This is a genomic window from Janthinobacterium lividum, assembly GCF_011601275.1.
Taxonomy (GTDB): domain Bacteria; phylum Pseudomonadota; class Gammaproteobacteria; order Burkholderiales; family Burkholderiaceae_D; genus Janthinobacterium; species Janthinobacterium lividum_E.
In genome coordinates this window covers 129,593-150,307 of record NZ_JAAOLY010000012.1, presented here as the reverse complement: position 1 = coordinate 150,307, position 20,715 = coordinate 129,593, and the positions used below count along the sequence as shown (strand labels likewise).

Genomic DNA, 20,715 nt, shown 5'->3' with positions numbered 1-20,715 from the left:
GATGGCGGCATCGCATCACAGCTGGCGCGTCTTCGGCGCCTCCGTCACGGGCAAGGCGCATCTGGATAAAGACATCCCTTGCCAGGATGCGCACGCGCACGCCGTCGTGAACGACGTGCTGGTGGCCATCGTCTGCGATGGCGCCGGTTCTGCCAGGCTCAGCGAGCAGGGCGCGCAATTTGTTGCCGCGCAAACCGTGCAGGCGCTGGCCGGGCGGCTGGAGCAGGGCGCCACCGTGCAGGATCTGCATGACGGCGCGCTGGCGGGCACCCTGGCGCAGATCCGCGCCGCGCTCGACGACATCGCCCGCGCCGCCAACGCCACCCTCGATGACTACGCTGCCACCGTCGTCGGCGTGGTCATGGGGCAAGATACCGGCTTCTTCTTCCACCTGGGCGATGGCCTGGGCGTGGCGCAGCTGATTGACGGTGGCGAACTGATCTCGCTGCCCGCGAACGGCGAATACGCCAATGAAACATATTTCATCAGCGGCGAGCGCTGGCGCGAGCAGCTGCGCCTGCTGGCGATTCCGCAAGCCGTGCGCGGCGTGGTGCTGATGTCGGACGGCTGCATGCCCTTTGCCATGAGCAAGAACAATGGGGCGCTGTACGCGCCGTTCATGGATGCCGTGCAAGGCTATCTGCGCACCGTCGACAGCATCGAGCTGGGCAACGCAGCGCTGGCGTCCACCCTGGCCGACCCGCGCACGCACCAGATCACGGGCGACGACAAGACCTTGCTGCTGGCCTTGCGCGCATGAGCCGGAAGCAGGGTGTGACACCGGGCCTGAGTCCGGGCGGCAAGATATGGCTGGATAAAGTCCGCAGCCTGGTACTGGGCAAACTCGTCAAGAGCGGCGGCGCGGGCAGCGTGTACCTGCTGCCCGGCGCGCCCGCGCAGGTGGCCAAGCTGTACCACCCGCACCTGGACCGGGCCGCCAACCGGCGCAAGCTCGAAGCGATGCTGGAACTGTCGCCCGAGCTGCCCGATCAATTGGAAAACGGCAAGCGCTACGTGCAGATCGCCTGGCCGCAATCGGCCGTGTTCGACGGCCAGGGCGGCTTTGCCGGTTTCGTCATGCCCTTGCTGGACATGGCGCAAACGGCCGAGCTGGAACAGATCATGCAGGAGCGGCAAGCGCGCGCTGCGGGCCTGCCCACGGGACTCGGGCCCAAGCTGACGCTTGCCGCCAACCTGGCCGCCGTCCTCGACGCGCTGCACCAGCAGCAGCATTACGTGGTCGACTTAAAACCCGTAAACCTGCGCTTTTACCGCGATTCGCTGTACATCGCCATGCTCGACTGCGACGGTTTCAGCATCCAGGGCCATGCGGAGCGTTTTCCTGCCGAGCAATTCACGGCCGACTATCTGGCGCCGGAATTCCAGCGCAAAGGCATGCCGGCCGGCACGGAAATGGCGCAAGACCGCTTTGCCCTGGCCGTCGTCATCTTCCAGTTGCTCAACTTTGGCATCCACCCGTACAGCGGGCGGCCGAATAGTGCGCAAGTGGCGACCGATATTCCCGGGCGCATCCGCGATGGCTGCTATGCGTATGGCCTCAAACGTCACAAGCAGCTGGCGCCCAACGTCACCAGCGGCCACGCACTGATGCCGCCGGAACTGCGCGCCATGTTCGACCGTGCGTTTTCGCCGTCGCCGAAACCGCAGCGGCCCTCGGCGGCCGACTGGGCGCAGTTGCTGCGCGGCTATGCGCAGCGCAGCGGCGGCAAACTGGTTGTTTGTAGCACCAATCCCGAACACCAGCATTTTGCTGGCCTGGGTTGTGCCGCCTGCGCGCGCGACAAGGTGATCGGCGCTGCCGCGCAAGCCTCGGTGCAGGCGCAGCAGATGCAGCTGCAACAACCATCGTTGCCGCAGCAGCGCAGCGTACGCCGCACCGCGCCGGGCCAGGCGCCGGTACGCTTGCCGGCAACTGCCGGTGCGCAAGCCAATGCGGTCGGCATCTCAGGCAAGGGCTGGGCCGTGGTGGTGCTGCTGATCGTGCTGTTCCTGTTCGGCTTCACGGCCTGGATCTCGTCGCCCGGCGAAGTGGAAAACAAGGCCGCGCTGCGGGCGCAGGCCGAACAGGTGGCTGGCCGCGAACGCTTGTCGTGGCGTCCCCGCAAGAACGCCGGCTACCAGCCGTCGGACGCGCGCAAGGCCGTGCGCAGCCTGTCGCAAGCGATCAGCAAGGGCGACGATGGCGCCGTCTCGCGCGGCTTGCAGCTGCTGTACCGGGCCGGCGAGGGAAAGTCGCCCGCCTATGAGGCCGACAAGGTACGCGCCCAGCTGCGCACCACCCTGATGGAAGGCATGGGCGCCATGCCCGGCTATTCTCCCGCCCTGGCCGATACCTATCTCGATCAGTTGCAAGCCGATCCGCGCGACCATTTGGCGGCCGCTGCCATGGGACGCATGCACCTGAGCCTGAATGAACCGCAGACGGCGCGCCAGTATTTCGAGCAGGCGGTCTGGGCGCGGCCTACCGATGGCGTGGCCTGGCTTGGCATGGCAGCGACGGCGCTGCTGCGCGGTGGCGATGAGCAGGATGCCGTCAACCTGGTGGCGCTGGCGCAGCTGACGGCTTACCGCTACGCGGTGCAGAACGCCATGCCGACAGAACCGGGCGAGCCGGCCGACAATGGCGTCGAACGCACCGCGAAGCGCATGGATCGCGCGGCCAAGGTGTTGCGCCTGGCGCAGCCGGGCGCCTACCAGAAACGCTGGGACAAGGCGCTGGCTGACGGCGCGTTGCTGACAACCCGGCTCAAGTCCTTGCCGCCGTTACCGGACCAGCACGCCAGCGTGCGGCGCGACACGATGATGACTGCCAGCTACGGCGTGCTCGATGAAAAGAATGCAACGGGTGAATACCGCTTGACCCTGAGCATCGCCGCAGACGGCAGCCTGTCGCAAGTGGTGGCAGAGCTGCCGCAGGAGCCGATGCTCAACAAGGCGGTATTGGATAGCGTCAAGGGCTGGACCTTCGAGCCTGCCGTAAAGCACGGACAGCTGCAGGACGCCAAGATTGATGTGATGGTGCGCTACCGCGATGGCAGGGTCAGCTTCGTGCCGGACCCTGCGGCGCGCGCCGAAAATTAAAGGAAAAACATGAAAAACAGATTCATAGGCGCGCTGCTGGGCGCCACCATGCTGTGGCCGGCACTGGGACAGGCCGAGATCGTGCAGCGCCAGGTGATCACGGCTATCGCGGCCGAGCCCGATAGCGAGGGCGCCGATGGGTTCACTGTCGCGGGCACGACGGCATGCGGCGGCAAGCGGCTGCGCATGGATGAGCGCTCCGTCAATCTGGACGAAGCCGCGTACGCAGCGCTGAAAGTCGAGCTGGCCCGGCGCATCCGCGACAAAGCGCCCTTGCTCATTACCATCGATAAATGCCCGGTCGATACGCAGGGCGGTGCCGGCGTGCCCATCGTGCGCAAGATCGCCGCCTGCCCAGCGGACTCTTGCGCCGATGGCCGCGCGCGGCTGTACTTGCACGAACGCTTCTACCCCATCGAGCAGGACAAGGCGGCTAACGTGCTGTTGTTGCCCTTGCCGAAAGGCAAGCTGCCCGGCACCTGGCAAGTGAAAATCCATAGCGTCGCCGGTAATAAACTGCGCCTGTCCGGCCAGGTCAACCGCGCCGATTACACGCAGGGCGAGCTGGTGGGTGGCTATGTCACGTATTACCCGAATGGCAAGATCGAGAAACAGGTGGCACAAGATGGGCAGGGGCGCCAGGACGGCATGACCAGCGAGTATTTTGCGGATGGCACCCTGGAAAAGCGCGGCAACTGGCGACACGGCTTGCCTGAAGGCGAACACCAGTTGTATCACGCCACGGGCAAGCTGCGTGAAACGAGCACCTATCGCGATGGCAAGCAGCTAGACGGCCCCAAGCAGATCTCGGCTGAAAATGGCAAGCCGAGCACGAGTTATGTACTGCGCGGCGGCAAGATCGAAGGCGAGATGCTCACGTATTTCCCTGATGGAAGCATTTCCAGCCGTTCCGCAATGAAGGAGGGCAAATACAACGGTTTGACGACAAACTATTACCCTGATGGTGCCGTGCGCGCCACCATGACCTTGCGCAACGATCAGCCCACGGGCGTGGCCCAGGAGTTCTATCCGGACGGCAAAGTGCAAAGCCGCCAGCAATATGACGACGCTGGCGCGCTGCTCAGCCTGCAGCGCTACAGCCCCCAGGGCGTGCTGGTGCTGGAAAGACGCTGGGATGCGAAATTGCGCGAGCAGGGCACGTCGCGCTCGTGGTACGAAAGCGGCAAACCCGAGCAGGCCATCGAGTACGTGAACGACCGGCGCGATGGCTGGAGCCGCAGTTGGCACGAAGATGGCAGTGTGAAGAGCGAGTGCCAGTATGTGGCTGGCAAGGCCCAGGGCGAGTGCGGTGATGCGCCAGCATCGCCGGAGATCGAGCGCAAGGAGCAAGCATGGCGCGCGCTGTGAAACACTTGCTTGGCGCCATGCTGTTGTTGCCGGCGCTGGCCCACGCCGAGATTGAGCAGCGGCAAGTAGTCGCCGCGATCAAGGCGACGCCCGACGGCGATGTGCTGACCCTTGCCAGCGACAGCGGCTGCGACGGGCGGCACGTGCGCATGGATGCCGTGTCCGTCGGCCTGGACGCGCAGCAGTACGCCGCCATGAAGCAGCAATTGGCCAAGCTGATACGCGACAGGACGCCCTTGTTGATGCGTATCAGATCTTGTCCGGCGCCAGGCAAGGTGGGAGGCGAAGCGGGAGCGCTCGCCATGCCCGATGTCGGCAAGCTGGGCGACTGCGAGCCGCAAGCCTGTGCCGATGGCAAGGCACGCCTGTACCTGAACCATAATTTGTCGGGTGGCGAGGTCAAGGAACATGCGCGCTATGCGCTGGTCGTCCCGCTGCCGCCTGGCAAGACGCCCGGGACCTGGCAGGTTGACGTCTTCCACGTGCGCGAAGGCGAGCCGAAGCGCCTGTCTGGCCAGGTCGATGCGCCCGATTACCTGCACGGCAAGCTGGTGGGAAACTACGCCATGTATTACCCGCATGGTCAGCTGGAAATGCAGGTGGAGCAGGACGGGCGCGGCGTCAAGGAGGGGGTGTTAAGCCGATACTACCCGGATGGCCAGCTGTCCATGCGCGGTACGTGGCGCAATGGGGCGCAGGAAGGCGAACAGAAAACCTATCACCAGAGTGGCAAGCTGATCGAGTCGGTGACGTACCGGAATGGCGCAAGCGCCGATCGCCAGGTGGACACCTTCGATGAAAACGGCACGCTGCGCACGCGCATGACGCAAGTGAAGGGCCAGACGGACGGTGAGCTGCTGACGTTCTATCCGGACGGCACTGTGGAAAGCCGCAGCCAGTATGTGAACGGCATCCAGACGGGGCCCAGCACCAGCTATTTCCCGGATGGAAAGGTGCATCGCACGGGCAACTATGTCGACGACAAGCCTGTGGGCGAGAGCGTCGAATATTACCCGGACGGCAAGGTGGCCAGCAAGCGCACGCACAGCGGCCAGTACGTGCTGCGCAGCGAACAGCGCTTCAGTCGCACCGGCGTCTTGCTCGTGTACAAATCATGGAACGAGGGCGGACGCGAGGAGGGCGCATTGCGTTCCTGGTATGCCGATGGCAAGCCGAGGCAGCTGATTGAATATGTCGATGGCGAACGCCAGGGCTGGACGCGGCACTGGCACGCGGATGGCAGTGTGGAAAGCGAATGCCGCTATGTGGCGGATGTGGTGCAGGGGGAGTGTAGTGGGGACTCGGCCAGGTTTTCTTATACGGAAGACGGCATCGAGTTTGAGATGCCGGAACATTAACCTAAAGCAAGAACCGGGGTCGTACCCTCAGGGTACGACCCCGGCACTTTGCCTGTGGGTTTTACTGATGCTACCGGAGCAACATTACCGATGCGGCGGCGTCAGCACGCTGGCGATGGCTTTCGGCAAGGTTTCCGGATAGTCTCTGCTGAAGTGCAAGCCGCGGCTTTCGCGGCGGGACAGGGCGCTGTTGACGATCATCGAGGCCACGTCGACAAGATTGCGCAGTTCCAGTAAGTCGTGCGTGATGCGGAAGTTGCGGTAGTATTCGTCGATCTCTTCCTTCAGCAGGGCGATGCGGTGCTGAGCTCGCTCCAGACGCTTGGTGGTGCGCACGATGCCCACGTAATTCCACATGAAGCGGCGCAGCTCGTCCCAGTTGTGGGAAATCACCACTTCTTCATCCGCATCCGTGACCCGGCTTTCATCCCAGTCGGGCAGATACGGCGTGCCCAGCTTTTCCTTGCTTTCGATATCCTGCGCGCAGGCGCGGCCGATGACGATGCATTCGAGCAAAGAGTTCGACGCCAGGCGGTTCGCGCCATGCAGGCCCGTGCAAGCCGTCTCGCCGACCGCATACAGGCCCGGCAAGTCGGCGCGGCCGGCCAGGTCCGTCACGACGCCGCCGCACGTGTAGTGGGCGGCGGGCACGATGGGGATCGGCTGTTTGGTGATGTCGATGCCCAGTTCCAGACAGCGCGCGTAAATCGTCGGGAAATGTTCGATGAGGAAGTCGGCCGGCTTGTGGCTGATGTCCAGGTGCACGTAATCGAGGCCCCGTTTCTTGATTTCGAAGTCGATGGCGCGTGCCACCACGTCGCGCGGCGCCAGTTCGGCCCGCTCATCGTGCGCCAGCATGAAGCGCTGGCCGGCCGCCGCGCCCGCTTCGGGCGGCAATTTCAACAAGCCGCCTTCTCCACGGATGGCTTCGGTGATCAGGAACGATTTCGCATACGGGTGATACAGGCAAGTCGGGTGGAACTGGATGAATTCCATGTTCGACACGCGGCAGCCGGCGCGCCAGGCCATGGCGATGCCGTCGCCGCTGGCCGTGTCCGGGTTGGTGGTATATAAATATACCTTGCCGGCGCCGCCCGTGGCCAGCACGGTGTGCTCGGCGGCAAACGTCAGTACTTTACCCGTTTGCTCATCCTGCACGTACAAGCCGTGGCAATGCGGTTGCGCGTTGCGCTGGGTCGGCTTCATGCCCAGCTTGTCGGAGGTGATCAGGTCGATGGCGCAATGGTGTTCGAACAGGCTGATGTTCGGGTGAGCGCGTACCTTTTCTTCCAGGGTCACTTGCACGGCGTGGCCGGTGGCGTCGGCCGCGTGGATGATGCGGCGCTGGCTGTGTCCGCCTTCGCGGGTCAGGTGGAAGCCCAGCTCGGCCGTGGCGTCGCGCGTAAACGGCACGCCTTGTTCGATCAGCCATTCGATGGCTTCGCGGCCGTGCTCGACGATGTAGCGCGTGGCGCTCTCGTCGCACAGGCCGCCGCCGGCGATCAGGGTGTCTTCGATGTGCTGCTGGTGGCTGTCGCCCGAGTCCAGCACGGCCGCGATGCCGCCCTGCGCCCAGTTGCTGGCGCCATCGAGCAGCGCGCGTTTGGAAATGATCGCGACGGTGCGCGTCTCAGCTAAATGCAGTGCAACCGATAAACCCGCCAGGCCACTGCCGACAATCGCTACATCAAATTTCATGACATTTATCTTTTTTTAGGGGAAGCATACTATATGCCATTTCCCCTCATTCGGTAATGTATTGAGATAAATTCTGCCGGCGAAAGATAGCCGGGGCCGTAGCTTGTGGCGCATCAATGTCTTCTTGGAACAGTTCGCCATGATGGCAAGACCAGCAGCAGGCCGCCTTGCGCGTGGCCTGATGCTTTTTGCCGCAGGGGGAACCATGATCCGCATCTTCAGCCATTACGTCTCGAAAACAGCGTTTATCTTGCTGTTGCTGGAAATCCTGATCCTGCTGCTGTCGGCCACCTTGACGTCCTTGCTGTGGCTAGCCGATGGCAGCCGCCTGGTACGGGCGAGCGAGGTCTACCTGTCGTCCTCGATCTTTGCACTGGTCATCGTTTTGAGCATGAGCGCGCTGGGCATGTACCAGCATCGCTCGCGCGAAGACATCCGCAACACTTTATTACGCATCCTGCCCTCGTTCGCGCTGGGTTTTGCCGTGCTCAGCGTCTTGATCCGGTTTATTCCTACCTTGCATTTCGGACGCGGCAGCGTGCTGATCTTCGGCCTGGGCGCCATCGGCGTGCTGCTGGCGCGCCTGGTGGTATTCAAATCCTCGCAATCGGCGCTGATGAAAGGCCGGCTGATCCTGGTAGGCGGCGGGGTGCTGGCGCGCGAATGCATGGATTTAGCGGCCAGCAAGATCGGATTCCACCAGTTTACGGTTGTCGGCTGCATCGATGTGGCGGGCGAGCAATGCTGCGTGCCGGCCTCGGCCTTGCTGCCGGCCGGACCGTCCCTGCTGGCCACGGCCCAGCGCCATGCCGCGCATGAGATCGTCGTGTCCGTGAGCGACCGGCGCAATGGCGCATTTCCTGCCAAACAACTGTTGGAATGCGCGCTGGGCGGCGTGAAGGTGATCGACGCGGCCACGTTTTTCGAGCGCGAAGCGTGTCAGATCCGCATCGATTCATTGCAACCGAGCTATCTGATCTATGGCGGCGGCTTCGACCAGAGTTTTTTCCGTGCCGCGTCGAAGCGTTTGTTCGACCTGGCGGCCAGCGCAGTCATCTGCCTGGCGGCGCTGCCCGTGATGCTGGTGACGGCACTGTGCATCCGCCTGGAAGACGGCGGCCCCGTGTTTTATCAGCAAGAAAGGGTGGGGCGCGACGGCCAGCCTTTCAAGGTGCTGAAATTTCGCAGCATGCGCTGCGACGCCGAGCGCGACGGCACGCCCATCTGGGCGCTGGCCAACGATACGCGCATCACGCGCGTGGGCAATCTGATCCGCAAGCTGCGCATCGACGAGCTGCCGCAGATGCTCAATGTGTTTCGCGGCGAGATGAGTTTCGTGGGACCGCGCCCCGAGCGCGCCTATTTTGTCGAGCAATTGAAGGAACAAGTGCCGTACTACAACACTCGTCACAGCATCAAGCCTGGCATCACGGGACTGGCGCAGGTGCGCTATCAGTATGGCGCCTCCGTCGACGATGCCGTCAAGAAGCTGCAATACGATTTGTATTATGTGAAAAACAATAGCCTGTTCCTCGACTTGCTGATTCTGCTCGACACGGTGCAGGTGGTGCTGTTTGGCAAGGGCAGCCGGTGATGCGGGACCAGTCGGACTGGCTGGCGGCGCCCGACGCGGCGGCCCTGAGCCATGGTCTGGCATCGCTGGCCTTCTTCGTGCTGGCGCTGCTTTTGATCAGCAACTGGCGCGCGCGGCAGAATGTGCGCGCCTTGCTGGTGGCGTGCCTGGCGACGGGCGGCTGGGCCACGGGCACGGTGGTGCTGGTGCTGCTGGGGCAGCGCATCGCGCTTGCCGGCGACGCGCTTGAATTGCTGCGCACCCTGGCCTGGCTGGTGTTTTTGCTGCTGCTGATCGAACCGTCGCGGCCCCGCTTGCGTCTCGTGCTGGTGGGCATCGTCCTTACGGCGCTGGCGCCGTGGCTGCTCTCCATGGCTTCCTCCTGGCTGGCGCTGCCTTTGCCGGCGCGCATCATCGCCAGTGTCTGCCGGCTGCTGCTGGCCGTGCTGGGTATGTTGCTGGTGGAACAGTGGTACCGCAACACGCCGCCCTTGAAACGCTGGGGCATCAAGTTTGCGTGCCTGGGCGTGGGCGGCCTGTTCGCCTACGATTTCTATCTGTACAGCGACGCCTTGCTGTTTCGCGCCGTCAATGACGACATCTGGGCCGCGCGCGGCATCGTCGACGCCCTGTGCGCACCGTTGCTGGCCGTCTCGGCGGCGCGCAATCCGGGCTGGGCGCTGGGCTTGTCCGTCTCGCGCCAGATGCTGTACCGCTCGGCCGCCTTGCTGGGCTCGGCCATCTACCTGCTGGCGATGGCGGCCAGCGCCTATTATTTGCGTTACTTCGGCGGTACCTGGGGTTCCCTGATGCAGATGGCTTACCTGGGCGGCGCGGCTTTGCTGCTGGCGGGCGTGCTGTTTTCCGGCAGCCTGCGCGCCAAGCTCAAGGTGACTATCAATAAACATTTTTACAATGCCATCTTCGATTACCGCGAGGAATGGCTCAGATTTACGCGCGCACTGTCGGAAGACGGGCCCGCGCTGGGCGAGCGCACGATACAGGCCATGGCGCAGCTGGTGGAAAGCCGCGCCGGCGCGCTGTGGATCTTGCGCGAACAGGGCCAGTTTGCCCCGGCCGCCAGCTGGAACTGGCCGCCGAGCACGTGGAGCGAGCCGGCGCTTGGTCCCCTGTGCCAGTTCTTGGAAGCAAGGCTATGGGTGATCGACGTGCCGGACTGCCAGCACAACCCGCGCGCGTATGGCGGCTTGCGCTTGCCGCCGGCGCTGCTGGCGCTGCCCGGCGTGTGGCTGCTGGTGCCCTTGATGCTGCATGGCCAGCTGTTCGCCTTTGTCGCGCTGGCGCGGCCCCGCACGCACATCAGTTTGAATTGGGAAATCCGCGACGTGCTGAAAATTGCCGGCAGCCAGGCCGCCAGCTACCTGGCCCACCGCGAATCGCTCGATACCCTGACGGTGGCGCGCCAGTTCGATTCGTTCAACCGCATGTCCACCTTCATCGTGCACGACCTCAAAAACCTCGTGTTTCAATTGTCCCTGTTACTGAGCAATGCGGAAAAGCACCGCGCCAATCCCGCTTTCCAGGAAGACATGCTGGGCACCCTCGACCATTCCGTGCAGAAAATGAAGACCTTGCTGCAGAAACTGGCGCGCGGCGAAGCGCCGGAAGCGCCCGCGCCGCTGCTGCTCGACGGCTTGCTGCGCCAGGCCGTGGCCGCCAAGGCGAGCCTGGCGCCGGCGCCCCGGCTGGAAATCGTCGATGGCGAGCTGACGGTGCTGGCCAACCGCGCGCGGCTGGAACGTGTGCTGGGCCACTTGATCCAGAACGCGATCGAGGCGACGGCCAGCGATGGCAAGGTGGCCGTGCGGCTGCGGCGTGAACAGCACACGGCCGTCGTCGAGCTCGATGATACGGGGCAGGGCATGAGCGAACAATTCATCCGCGAACGCCTGTTCAAGCCGTTCGACACGACCAAGACGGCGGGCATGGGCATCGGCGTATTCGAAAGCCGCGAATACCTGCGCGAAGTGGGCGGCAGCCTGGAAGTGCGCAGCGAGCCGCAGGTGGGCACGACGTTTCGCGTGGTCCTGCCGCTGCATGCGGCATAGCAAAGGAGTGCCATGGGCAAACAAAAACTGCTGGTCATCGAAGACGATCCAGGCCTGCAAAAGCAGTTGCACTGGAGTTTCGACGGCTACGAAGTCTTGCTGGCGGGCGAGCGCGAGGCGGCGCTGGCGCTCGTGCGGCGCCACCAGCCTGCCGTGGTGACGATGGACCTGGGCTTGCCGCCCGATCCGGACGGCGCCACGGAAGGCCTGGCCACCCTGCGGCAAATCCTCGCGCTGGCGCCGGACACGAAAGTCATCATCCTGTCGGGCAACCAGGAACGGGCGCATGCCTTGAAAGCCATCGCGCTTGGCGCCTACGATTTTCACCAGAAGCCGTTCGAGGCCGACATGCTGGCCCTGGTCATCGCCCGCGCGTTCTATCTGCACGCGATGCAGCAGGAAAACCGCCGCATGCTGCAGACGCAGGCGGACTCGCCGCTGGCCGGCATCGTCAGCCGCGATCCGGGCATGCTGAAATTGTGCCGTAGCGTGGAAAAAGTGGCGCCCTCATCGGCCAGCGTGATGCTGCTGGGCGACTCGGGCAGCGGCAAGGAACTGATTGCGCGGGGCCTGCATGCGCTGTCGAGCCGCCATGCGCAACGCTTTGTCGCCATCAATTGCGCGGCCATTCCTGAAAACCTGCTGGAAAGCGAGCTGTTCGGCTATGAGCGGGGGGCGTTTACGGGCGCCGCACGGCAAACCCTGGGCAAGATCGAACTGGCCCACGGCGGCACTTTCTTTCTCGATGAAATCGGCGACATGCCGATGGCGCTGCAGGCGAAGCTGCTGCGCTTCCTGCAGGAGCGGATCATCGAGCGCGTCGGCGGGCGCGCCGAGATCGCCGTCGACGTACGCATCGTCTGCGCCACCCACCAGGATTTAAAGGTGCTGGCGCAACAGGGACGTTTCCGCGAAGACCTGTTTTACCGCCTCAGCGAAATCGTGCTGCGCATTCCGCCGCTGCGCGAGCGGGCCGGCGATGCGGCCTTGCTGGCCCACCATTTCAAGAACAAGTTCTGCGCCAGCGAAGGGCGCAGCAATCTCCATTTCAGCACCGGCGCGCTGCAGTTGATCGAAAGCTATGGCTGGCCCGGCAATGTGCGCGAAGTGGAAAATTGCATCAAGCGGGCCGTCATCATGAGCGACGGGCCGCAGATCGCCGCCGATGACCTGGGCCTGCCCGCCAGCGCCCAGGCGGCGCCCCAGGATGAACCGCTGAACCTGCGCCAGGCCCGCGACGGGGCCGAATACAAGGTGATGGTGCGCGCGCTGGCGCGGGCCGACGGCAATATCGCCAAGGCGGCCGAGCTGCTTGGCGTGAGCCGGCCCACCTTGTACGACCTGATGGGGCATCACGGCATCAAGTCGCAGGTTAATAGCTGAGTGTATTAAAAATCAAGATTGTGTAAGGCGTCGCACATACGCTGGCGCCGCCATGGCGCATCCTTGCCTCATCCACAACAAGGAGGCGCCATGAACGCGATCACATTATTGATGCAGGACCACAAGGCCGTCAAAGCCCTGTTTGCCCAATATGAAGGCTTGAGCGACCGCTCATTTGCCAGCAAGAAAAAACTGGCCGACCAGATCTGCCAGGAACTCACCGTGCACACGCAGCTGGAAGAAGAAATCTTCTACCCGGCCGTGCGCCGTCCCATCCACGACGGCGACCTGATGGATGAGGCTCTCGTCGAGCACGCGAGCGCCAAGGAGCTCATCGCGCAAATTGCCGCGATGGACCCGGCCGACGACCTGTACGACGCCAAGGTCAAGGTGCTGTCCGAGCAGATCGAGCACCACGTCAAGGAAGAGGAGGGCGACATGTTTCCCAAAGTGCGCGAGACGGCCGTCGACCTCGACGCGCTGGGCCAGGAAATGGCCGCGCGCAAGGAGCAGCTGACGGGCGTGGCCGCCTGAACGGCTTAAAAAAATCAACAACCAAGGGAGTATTCCATGCAAGCTACACAATTGTCCGCGTCGGACCTGAACAACCCGGGCGTCTCCTGGGGCGCCGTGCTGGCGGGCGCTGCGGCGGCGGCCGCCTTGTCCTTCATCCTGCTGATCCTCGGCGTGGGCCTGGGCCTGTCGTCCGTGTCGCCGTGGTCGTTCAACGCGACGGCCATCGGCGTGTCGACCATTGCCTGGCTGGCCTTCATGCAACTGGCCGCCTCCGGCATCGGCGGCTACATGGCGGGCCGGCTGCGCGTGAAATGGAGTTCCATCCACACGGATGAGGTGCATTTCCGCGATACGGCGCACGGCTTGCTGGCCTGGGCCGTGGCCACCCTGATCACCGTGGCCGTGCTGGCCGGCGGTACGCGCGCCGTGCTCAGCGGCGCCATCGACGCGGGCAGCGGCGTGGCGGCTGCCGTTGCACCCGCAGCGGCAGCGGGCGCAGGTGCTGCTGGCGCTGCCGGCGCCAATGCAGGCGAGGGCGGCGGCGCCAATCCGCTCGACTATTTCTCGGACATGCTGCTGCGCGCCGCACCGGCTGCACCTGCCGCCACCACCGGCGCCCTGGCAGCGCCCTCGGCCAATGCCAGCACGGCCGAACAGCGCGTGGAAATCGGCAAGATTTTCGCAACAAGCCTGTCCACGGGCAGCCTGGCCGCCGACGACCGCGCCTACCTGGGCCAGGTCGTGGCCAGCCGCACGGGCTTGACGCAGGCCGAAGCGGAAGCACGTGTCGACGCCGTCTACGGCCGTGCCGCCAAGGCCGCCGCCGATGCCAAGGCGCGTGCCCAGCAAGCGGCCGACACGGCCCGCAAGGCTGGCGCCCACACGGCATTGTGGATGTTCGTCGCCTTGCTGCTGGGCGCTTTCGTTGCCAGCCTGGCGGCAACGTTTGGCGGCCGCCAACGCGACCATGAGCGCGTGCTGCGCCACGTCACCATCTGAACCCCTATATCTATATATAAATCAAGGAGTCTGCCATGCGTTCCATCCTCTTGCTGCTGCTGGGCATTCCATTGCCCATCGTCATACTGATCGCCCTGTTCGTACGCTGACCAGGCCAACACAAGAACCGGCGTCCGCTGTAAGGCGGGCGCCGGTTTTTGCGTGAAAGCGGGCGCATGTGTAAGATGGCGCCATCTTCCCACCGAGACTATCCATGACCTTGACTGCCCTGCGTCCCTTGCTGAAAACCGCCGCCATCGCCGCCTTTGCCTGCACGGTGCTGGCCTCGTGTTCCACCCTGATCGGCCCGCGCGACGTGAATGTGTCGCTGAGCAAGATGCAGCAAGGCCTGGAGCGCCGCTTTCCCATCGACAAGCGCGTGCTGTCCGTGCTGGACGTCAAGCTGACCCACCCGCAACTGTCCTTGCAACCCGAGCGCGAAAGAGTCGCCCTCAGCGTGGACGCCAGCGTCTTGCCGCCGTTCATACGCCAGAGCTGGCGCGGCAGCCTGGCCATGTCGGGCCGTTTGGTGCTGGACGCCCAGCGCAACGCCGTCTACCTGAGCGAAGCGAGCGTGGACAAGGTGACCATCGACGGCATGGATGAAGCCCAGCAGCGCCAGTTTGCCAAGGTGGCCAGCCTGGTGGCCGACCAGCTCATGCATGAAACGCCGATCTACACGTTCAAGCCCGACGAACTGCGCTATGCGGGCGTGCAATTCGTGCCGACGCAGCTCAGGACCACCAGCAATGGATTGACGGTGACGTTCGAGCCGGTGAAGTAGGCTGGGCTTAGAATACCGGCGAGCCGATTTGCGTTGCCGTGTTGTTGCGCGGCGTCGCTTCTTCGTGGAACAGGTCAGCCAGGTATTCGCACAGCGCATCTGCTTGAATATCGTCTGGAATAATGAAATCGGCGGGCCGGCGCTTGCCTTCCGCGCCGAGATAGTATGCGCGCCATGCCCCCGGCTTCCCCCGGACGGCAATCAGCGTGCCGAAAATATTGAATCTGCATTCCTGCATCAACCTTCTCCCGTCAAAGTGCCAGGCAAAGCGATATGCTCGCGGCGAGTATGGCTATTGCTAAATGGTAACATTTGCGGATCATCGGCGGTCTTGAGGCGTGCTGCAGCACCTGTCGGATCACTGAACTTGTTTAACGGACATTGTTTCCCCGCAAGCAGGCGGACTATAATCCTGCCTCCCATGCCTGGACACAGCATGTTCCCCAACATGAAGTTAAAACAATTAAAGGAATCTTCGTGAAACGCTCACTCATCAGCGCAGCTTGCTGCGCCTTGCTCGCCTTATCCTCGCCCTCGCTGTACGCCCAGCAAGGCGCTACCGCCGCCGCGCCCGTCTCCGGCATCGACCTGAAAACCCTGGACCCGGCCGTCAGCCCGAAGGATGACTTCTACGGCTACGTCAACGGCGTGTGGACCCGCAATACGGAAATCCCGGCCGACAAATCCGTCTGGGGCACGTATATCGAATTGCGCGAAATCGCCCAGGGCCAGTTGCGCGGCCTGATCGACGCCACCGTGAAAAACCCCGGCAAGCCGGGCAGCGAAGCGCACAAGATCGCCGACCTGTACACGAGCTTCATGAACGAGAAGGCGCGCAATGCGGCCGGCTTCAAGCCCCTGCACGCCGAGCTGGCGCGCGTCGCTGCCGTCAAGGACAAGAAAGACTTGCCGGCGCTGCTGGCCTATCTGCAAGGCAATGGCGTGGCGACGCCGTTTTCCGCCTATGTGGCGCCCGATGCGCAAGACCCCGAGCAGTACACGGTCAACATCAGCCAGTCCGGCCTGGGCTTGCCTGACCGCGATTACTACCTGAAGGACGACGACGCCAAGCTGCAAGCCGTGCGCGCCAAATACCTCAAGCATATCGAGACCATGCTGGCCATGAGCGGCGACCAGGCCGCTGCCGAACACGCGGCGCAGATCCTCGACATCGAAACGCGCCTGGCGGCGGTGCAGTGGACGCGCGTGCAGATGCGCGACCCCGTGAAATCGTACAACCGCGTCGATTTCGACAAATTCGCGGCACTGGCGCCGGCCTTCGACTGGAACGCCTACTTTACGGCCGCCGGCCTGGCGCCCAAGGCCTCGTCGGCCGTGGTGCGCCAGCCCAGCTTCATGACAGGCTTTTCCGAGACCGTGGCCGCCGTGCCGCTGGCATCGTGGAAGAGCTACCTGAACTGGCGCATCATCGAAAGCTACGCTTCCTACCTGGACAGCGCGACCGTCAAGGAACGTTTCGCCTTCGACGGCACGGTGCTGCGCGGCGTGCCGCAAAGCGAACCGCAGTGGCAGCTGGCGCTGCGCTTCACGGATAACGCCATCAGCGACGCCGTCGGCAAGCGCTACGTGCAAATGTATCTGCCGCCGGAAACCCGGCCCCGCGTGATGGCCATGTTCGACAATTTCGTCGCTTCGTTCAAGGATGGCATCGAACAGCTCGACTGGATGGGTCCGGAAACCAAGAAGGAAGCCCAGCTCAAGCTGGCAGCCTTGAAGCCGAAGATCGCCTACCCGGATACCTGGCGCGACTACAGCAGCATGAAGACGCAGCCGAATGACCTGATCGCCAACGTGCGCGCCTCGCGCGTGTGGAGCCGCCAGCAGAACCTGGCCAAGCTGGGCAAACCGGTGGACCGCGACGAATGGTCGATGACGCCGCAAACCGTCAACGCCAGCTACAGCCCGGCCCTGAACGCCATCACGATCCCGGCCGCCATCCTGCAGCCGCCATTCTTCAACGTGAAGGCGGAAGACGCCGTCAATTACGGCTTGCTGGGCATCACCTTCGGCCATGAAATCAGCCATGCCTTCGACGATTCCGGCAGCCAATATGACGCCAAGGGCCGTCTGCGCAACTGGTGGACGGCGCAAGACCGCACGGCCTTCAAGGCGCTGGCCGCCGGCCTCGTCAAGCAATACGGCGCCTACAGCCCCGTGCCGGGCTACCACATCAATGGCGAGCTGACCCTGGGTGAAAACATCGGCGACAATTCCGGCCTGTCGATCACCTACAAGGCCTATCAGCGTTCGCTGGGTGGCAAGCCGTCGCCCGTCATCGATGGCTTGACGGGCGAACAGCGCCTGTACATCGGCTTTGCGCAGAAATGGCGCGCGAAACTGCGTCCCGAAGCGGCCATCGCCCAGATCAAGAGCGACCCGCATTCGCCTGGCGAATTCCGCGCCAAGGGCACGGTGAAAAACCAGCCCGGCTTCTACGAAGCGTTCGGCATCAAGCCGGGCGACCCGATGTATCTGCCGCCCGAGCAGCGCGTGATCATGTGGTAAATCATGTGGTAAACCCGTAGGGCAGTCGCACAACCGCGCCGGGGACTATTCCTTGGCGTGGTTGAGCGTGTACCTGGGCAGCTCCACCGTCAGGTCTTCCTGCGCCAGGCGCGCCTGGCAGGACAGGCGCGAGTGGGGCTGCAAGCCCCAGGCCTGGTCGAGCATGTCTTCTTCATTGTCGCCCAGTTCGTTGAGTGTATCGAAACCCTGCGCCACGATCACGTGGCAGGTGGAACAGGCGCCCACCTGGCCGCAGGCGTGTTCGATGTCTATTTTGTTAAGCAACAAGGCGTCGCAAATGCTCATGTTTTCCGGCGCGTCGATGACGGCGCCGTCGGGGGCCAGCTCCGGATGGGGCAGGACGGTAATCTTTGGCATGCGGGATTCTCCTCGGTTATCCTTCAATGCCGTCACTGTGGACCTTCCCGCCTTGGCAAGGTCAAGCCCCTGCGGCATCCTGCGCGACGATGCACTCGTCCAGATGATCGAGCAATTGCAGGAACACGCGTTTATCCGCGTAGTGATTCATCGTGTTACTCAGCAATACATCGCTGGCGGCGGCCGCCACGGCTTCCTTGGCCTGCGCGCAGGCGGCATGCAGTTGCGCGCGATCGAGTTCCAGCAGCGCCGTAGCTATGGCTTCCCGTGTGAAATCATAGGCATCCATGCCGCAACAGTCGGCGACACAATGGGTTTCCAGCAGGCAGATCAGCGGCCATAGTTCTCCCAGCAGGGCGTCGATGTCTACGGCCTGGTTATAGCGGCCGTCAAGATCGATGAATTCGATCCAGGCGTCGTCGCCGATCTGGATATCGTATTGGCGGTCGCGTTCAGTCATTTTCAACATTCTCCTGGTCAGTGGTATCGCATTATAAAAAAAACCGCCCGAAGGCGGTTTTCTTGTGCGGGAGATGGCGCTGCCGTTTACTTCTTGTCGGGCAGGGCGTAAGCGAGCACGTAGTCGCCGCGGTCCGGCGACTGGCGCGCGCCGCCGGCACTGACGACGATGTATTGCTTGCCCGTTTTCGGCGAGACATACGTCATCGGGCCGGACTGGCTGCCCACGGGCAGGCGCTGTTTCCAGATTTCCTTGCCGGTGGCGCTGTCGAAGGCGCGCAGGTAGAAATCCTGCGTGCCGGCGAAGAACAGCAAGCCTGATTGCGTCGACATCGACGCGCCCAGGGTCGGCATGCCGATGGGAATCGGCATTTTCATGCGGATGCCCATCGGACCCGTATCCTGCACCGTGCCGACCGGTACCTGCCACACGAGCTTGCGCGTCTTCAGGTCGATGGCCGACATGGTGCCGAAAGGCGGTTTCTGGCAGGGAATGCCCGCTTTCGACAGGAAGCGTTCGCGCATGGCGCCGAACGGCGTGCCTTCCTGCGGCACGACTCCCATCTCGATGCCGCTGGCACCCTTTGAAATGGCGGCGCGCGGGATCATGTAGTTGGCCAGGCCCAGACGCATGTCGTTGACGAACATGTAATTGGTGCTGGGGTCGACGGAAACGCTGCCCCAGTTCATGCCGCCCAGCGAGCCAGGGAACTGCAGAGAACGGTCGAGGCCTGGCGGCGTGTAGACGCCTTCGTGGCGCATGCCCTTGAATTCGATGCGGCACAGCAGCTGGTCAAACACGGTGCCGCCCCACATGTCGGACTCGTGCAAGGTGGCGTTGCCGATCGACGGCATGCCGACGGAGAACGGCTGCGTGGGCGAATAGCGCTCGCCGGGTACCTTGCCTTGCGGGACAGCGCGTTCTTCGACTTGCGCGATGGGCTGGCCCGTGACGCGGTTGAGGAGGAAGATTTCGCCTTGTTTCGTCACCTGCGCCAGCGCGGGCAGGGTGCCGCCTTTGCCGTCGGGAATGTCGTACAGCAGCGGCTGGGCCGGCAAGTCGAAGTCCCACAGGTCGTGGTGGGTGGTCTGGAAGGTCCAGCGTACTTGCCCCGTTTTCGCGTTGACGGCAACGATGGACGAGCTGTATTTGTCGTCCATGGCCGTGCGCGTGCCGCCGAAGAAGTCGGGCGTGGCATTGCCGGTCGGCAGGTAGATGGTTTCCAGCTGGGCATCATACGACATGGCCGACCAGACGTTCGGCGTGCCGCGCGTGTAGGTCTGGTCTTCCGGCGGCAGCTTCGTGATGGCTGGGTTGCCCGGATCCCAGGCCCACACCAGTTCGCCGCTGCGCACGTTGAATGCGCGCACCACGCCCGGCGGCTCGCCGATGGAGAAATTGTCGGCCACGCGGCCGCCGACGACGACCAGGTCGCCCGCGATCAGCGGCGTCGACGTTTGCTGGTAGTAGCCGGGCTTGACTTCGCCCATGCCCACCTTTAAGTCCACGATGCCACGCTCGCCAAAATCGGCGCAAGGCTGGCCCGTGGCTGCGTCGAGCGCGATCAGGCGCGCATCGATGGTCGGCAGCAGGATGCGTTTGCGGCAGGCGGCCGGGGCGGCGTTGCTGGCGGCGGTGGCAGGCAGCGATTGCGCGGCCGGTTCTTCATGGTAGCCCAGGCCACGGCAGCGCTGCCAGTTCGGCGCGGAACCTTTAGGATCGTACTTCCACCGTTCGGCGCCCGTGTCGGCGTCCAGCGCCACGACCTTGCCGTAGGCCGTGCAGACGTACAGGGTGTCGCCCACCTGCAGCGGCGTGTTCTGGTCTTCCGCGCCGGAACCGGTGCTTTGGGGAACGTCGCCCGTGTGCGCCGTCCAGGCCAGCTGCAGCTGGCTGACGTTGCCCTTGTCGATCTGGTCCAGCGCGGCAAAGCGGTTGCCGGCCGTGGTGTTACCCCAGTGCAGCCAGTTCTTCTGCTGCGCGCCAGGCGCGACGGGTGTCACGCCCGCCACGACATCGGCTTCGATGACGGACTTGGGCAGGAAGAAGTTGGCGCCCGTGATGGCCAGGCAGACGGCGATCAGGCCCGCCAGCACGAAGGCGGCTTTGCCGGCCGGCACACCGGCGGCGCGGCGCAAGCCCGGATAGGCGAGGGCGACGAACAGGGCCAGCACGCCGAAGACGAACAGGCGCGACACGAGGGGCCAGAAGTTCCAGCCCGCGTCGATGGGTGCCCAGATCAGGGCAACGATGAAGGCGGCACCGAACAGCAGGGCGCCGGCCGGCTTGCTGCGCCAGACGAGCACGCCAGAGGCGAATGTGGCGATGCCCATCGGCAGGTAAAACCAGCTGCCGCCCAGGTACACGAGGCAGGCTCCGCCGATGGCGAGGAAGAGGCCGGACAAGACGAGCAGCAGGGCCGGAAGATAGCGCAGCGGCGACGCCGTTTGACTCTGTGCTGTGGATATGGATGAACTGGAAGGGTTCACAGGAATTCCTTT

At 63.8% G+C, this 20,715-nt stretch carries 16 protein-coding genes; 11 read left to right on the top strand and 5 right to left on the bottom strand.

The genetic code is table 11. The features are described 5' to 3' along the window. Nucleotide 1 precedes the first annotated feature (1 nt). Genes GYK42_RS18820 through GYK42_RS18805 form a run of 4 tightly spaced genes read left to right on the top strand, consistent with a single transcriptional unit; the run spans nt 2 to nt 5,828 of the window. Nucleotides 2-760 (top strand): PP2C family serine/threonine-protein phosphatase, encoded by a 759-nt coding sequence (locus GYK42_RS18820; protein WP_166448748.1) that lies wholly within the window; start codon nt 2-4, stop codon nt 758-760. Then, nucleotides 757-3,102: an energy transducer TonB gene (locus tag GYK42_RS18815; protein ID WP_166448747.1), complete on the top strand. Its 2,346-nt coding sequence runs from the start codon at nt 757-759 to the stop codon at nt 3,100-3,102. The genes GYK42_RS18820 and GYK42_RS18815 overlap by 4 nt, the downstream gene beginning before the upstream one ends. A gap of 9 nt (nt 3,103-3,111) precedes the next feature. Then, the gene (locus tag GYK42_RS18810; RefSeq protein ID WP_166448746.1) at nt 3,112-4,470 is read left to right on the top strand and encodes a toxin-antitoxin system YwqK family antitoxin; all 1,359 of its coding nucleotides are present in this window, start codon (nt 3,112-3,114) and stop codon (nt 4,468-4,470) included. After that, nucleotides 4,455-5,828 (top strand): toxin-antitoxin system YwqK family antitoxin, encoded by a 1,374-nt coding sequence (locus GYK42_RS18805; RefSeq protein WP_166448745.1) that lies wholly within the window; start codon nt 4,455-4,457, stop codon nt 5,826-5,828. The genes GYK42_RS18810 and GYK42_RS18805 overlap by 16 nt, the downstream gene beginning before the upstream one ends. 84 nt (nt 5,829-5,912) lie before the next feature. Here the strand turns inward: GYK42_RS18805 and nadB are convergent, their stop codons facing one another. Continuing rightward, nucleotides 5,913-7,526: an L-aspartate oxidase gene (gene nadB, locus GYK42_RS18800; RefSeq protein ID WP_166448744.1), complete on the bottom strand. Its 1,614-nt coding sequence runs from the start codon at nt 7,524-7,526 to the stop codon at nt 5,913-5,915. A 205-nt stretch (nt 7,527-7,731) separates the two neighbouring features. Between nadB and GYK42_RS18795 the strand changes: the two genes are divergently transcribed. The 6 genes from GYK42_RS18795 to GYK42_RS18770 all read left to right on the top strand — a co-directional run bounded on the left by GYK42_RS18795 (nt 7,732) and on the right by GYK42_RS18770 (nt 14,850). Beyond that, entirely contained in the window at nt 7,732-9,120 is a 1,389-nt protein-coding gene (locus tag GYK42_RS18795; RefSeq protein WP_166448743.1) for a TIGR03013 family XrtA/PEP-CTERM system glycosyltransferase, read from the top strand. Further along, the gene (gene prsK, locus GYK42_RS18790; protein ID WP_166448742.1) at nt 9,120-11,168 is read left to right on the top strand and encodes an XrtA/PEP-CTERM system histidine kinase PrsK; all 2,049 of its coding nucleotides are present in this window, start codon (nt 9,120-9,122) and stop codon (nt 11,166-11,168) included. Before GYK42_RS18795 ends, prsK begins: the two co-directional genes overlap by 1 nt. Nucleotides 11,169-11,180: 12 nt before the next feature. Beyond that, nucleotides 11,181-12,551, top strand: coding sequence for a PEP-CTERM-box response regulator transcription factor (gene prsR / locus GYK42_RS18785; RefSeq protein ID WP_166448741.1), 1,371 nt, complete (start codon nt 11,181-11,183; stop codon nt 12,549-12,551). A 90-nt stretch (nt 12,552-12,641) separates the two neighbouring features. Beyond that, the gene (locus GYK42_RS18780; RefSeq protein ID WP_166448740.1) at nt 12,642-13,085 is read left to right on the top strand and encodes a hemerythrin domain-containing protein; all 444 of its coding nucleotides are present in this window, start codon (nt 12,642-12,644) and stop codon (nt 13,083-13,085) included. Nucleotides 13,086-13,121: 36 nt separating this feature from the next. Then, nucleotides 13,122-14,066: a hypothetical protein gene (locus tag GYK42_RS18775; RefSeq protein WP_166448739.1), complete on the top strand. Its 945-nt coding sequence runs from the start codon at nt 13,122-13,124 to the stop codon at nt 14,064-14,066. Nucleotides 14,067-14,280: 214 nt separating this feature from the next. After that, the gene (locus tag GYK42_RS18770) at nt 14,281-14,850 is read left to right on the top strand and encodes a DUF1439 domain-containing protein (RefSeq protein WP_166448738.1); all 570 of its coding nucleotides are present in this window, start codon (nt 14,281-14,283) and stop codon (nt 14,848-14,850) included. A 7-nt stretch (nt 14,851-14,857) separates the two neighbouring features. Here the strand turns inward: GYK42_RS18770 and GYK42_RS18765 are convergent, their stop codons facing one another. After that, complete coding sequence (locus GYK42_RS18765; RefSeq protein WP_166448737.1) at nt 14,858-15,088, bottom strand: DUF7661 family protein; 231 nt, start codon at nt 15,086-15,088, stop codon at nt 14,858-14,860. A gap of 239 nt (nt 15,089-15,327) precedes the next feature. Between GYK42_RS18765 and GYK42_RS18760 the strand changes: the two genes are divergently transcribed. Continuing rightward, nucleotides 15,328-17,376: a M13-type metalloendopeptidase gene (locus GYK42_RS18760; protein WP_166448736.1), complete on the top strand. Its 2,049-nt coding sequence runs from the start codon at nt 15,328-15,330 to the stop codon at nt 17,374-17,376. A gap of 45 nt (nt 17,377-17,421) precedes the next feature. Here GYK42_RS18760 and fdx read toward each other — a convergent pair whose 3' ends face one another. The 3 genes from fdx to GYK42_RS18745 form a co-directional block, all read right to left on the bottom strand. After that, nucleotides 17,422-17,754 carry an ISC system 2Fe-2S type ferredoxin gene (fdx, locus tag GYK42_RS18755; RefSeq protein WP_166448735.1) on the bottom strand — a complete coding sequence of 111 codons (333 nt, stop codon included), beginning with the start codon at nt 17,752-17,754 and terminating at the stop codon, nt 17,422-17,424. Nucleotides 17,755-17,815: 61 nt separating this feature from the next. Further along, nucleotides 17,816-18,214, bottom strand: coding sequence for a DUF6331 family protein (locus GYK42_RS18750; protein WP_166448734.1), 399 nt, complete (start codon nt 18,212-18,214; stop codon nt 17,816-17,818). A gap of 86 nt (nt 18,215-18,300) precedes the next feature. Beyond that, nucleotides 18,301-20,682, bottom strand: coding sequence for a glucose/quinate/shikimate family membrane-bound PQQ-dependent dehydrogenase (locus GYK42_RS18745; RefSeq protein WP_346768123.1), 2,382 nt, complete (start codon nt 20,680-20,682; stop codon nt 18,301-18,303). Between the last annotated feature and the right edge of the window lie 33 nt (nt 20,683-20,715).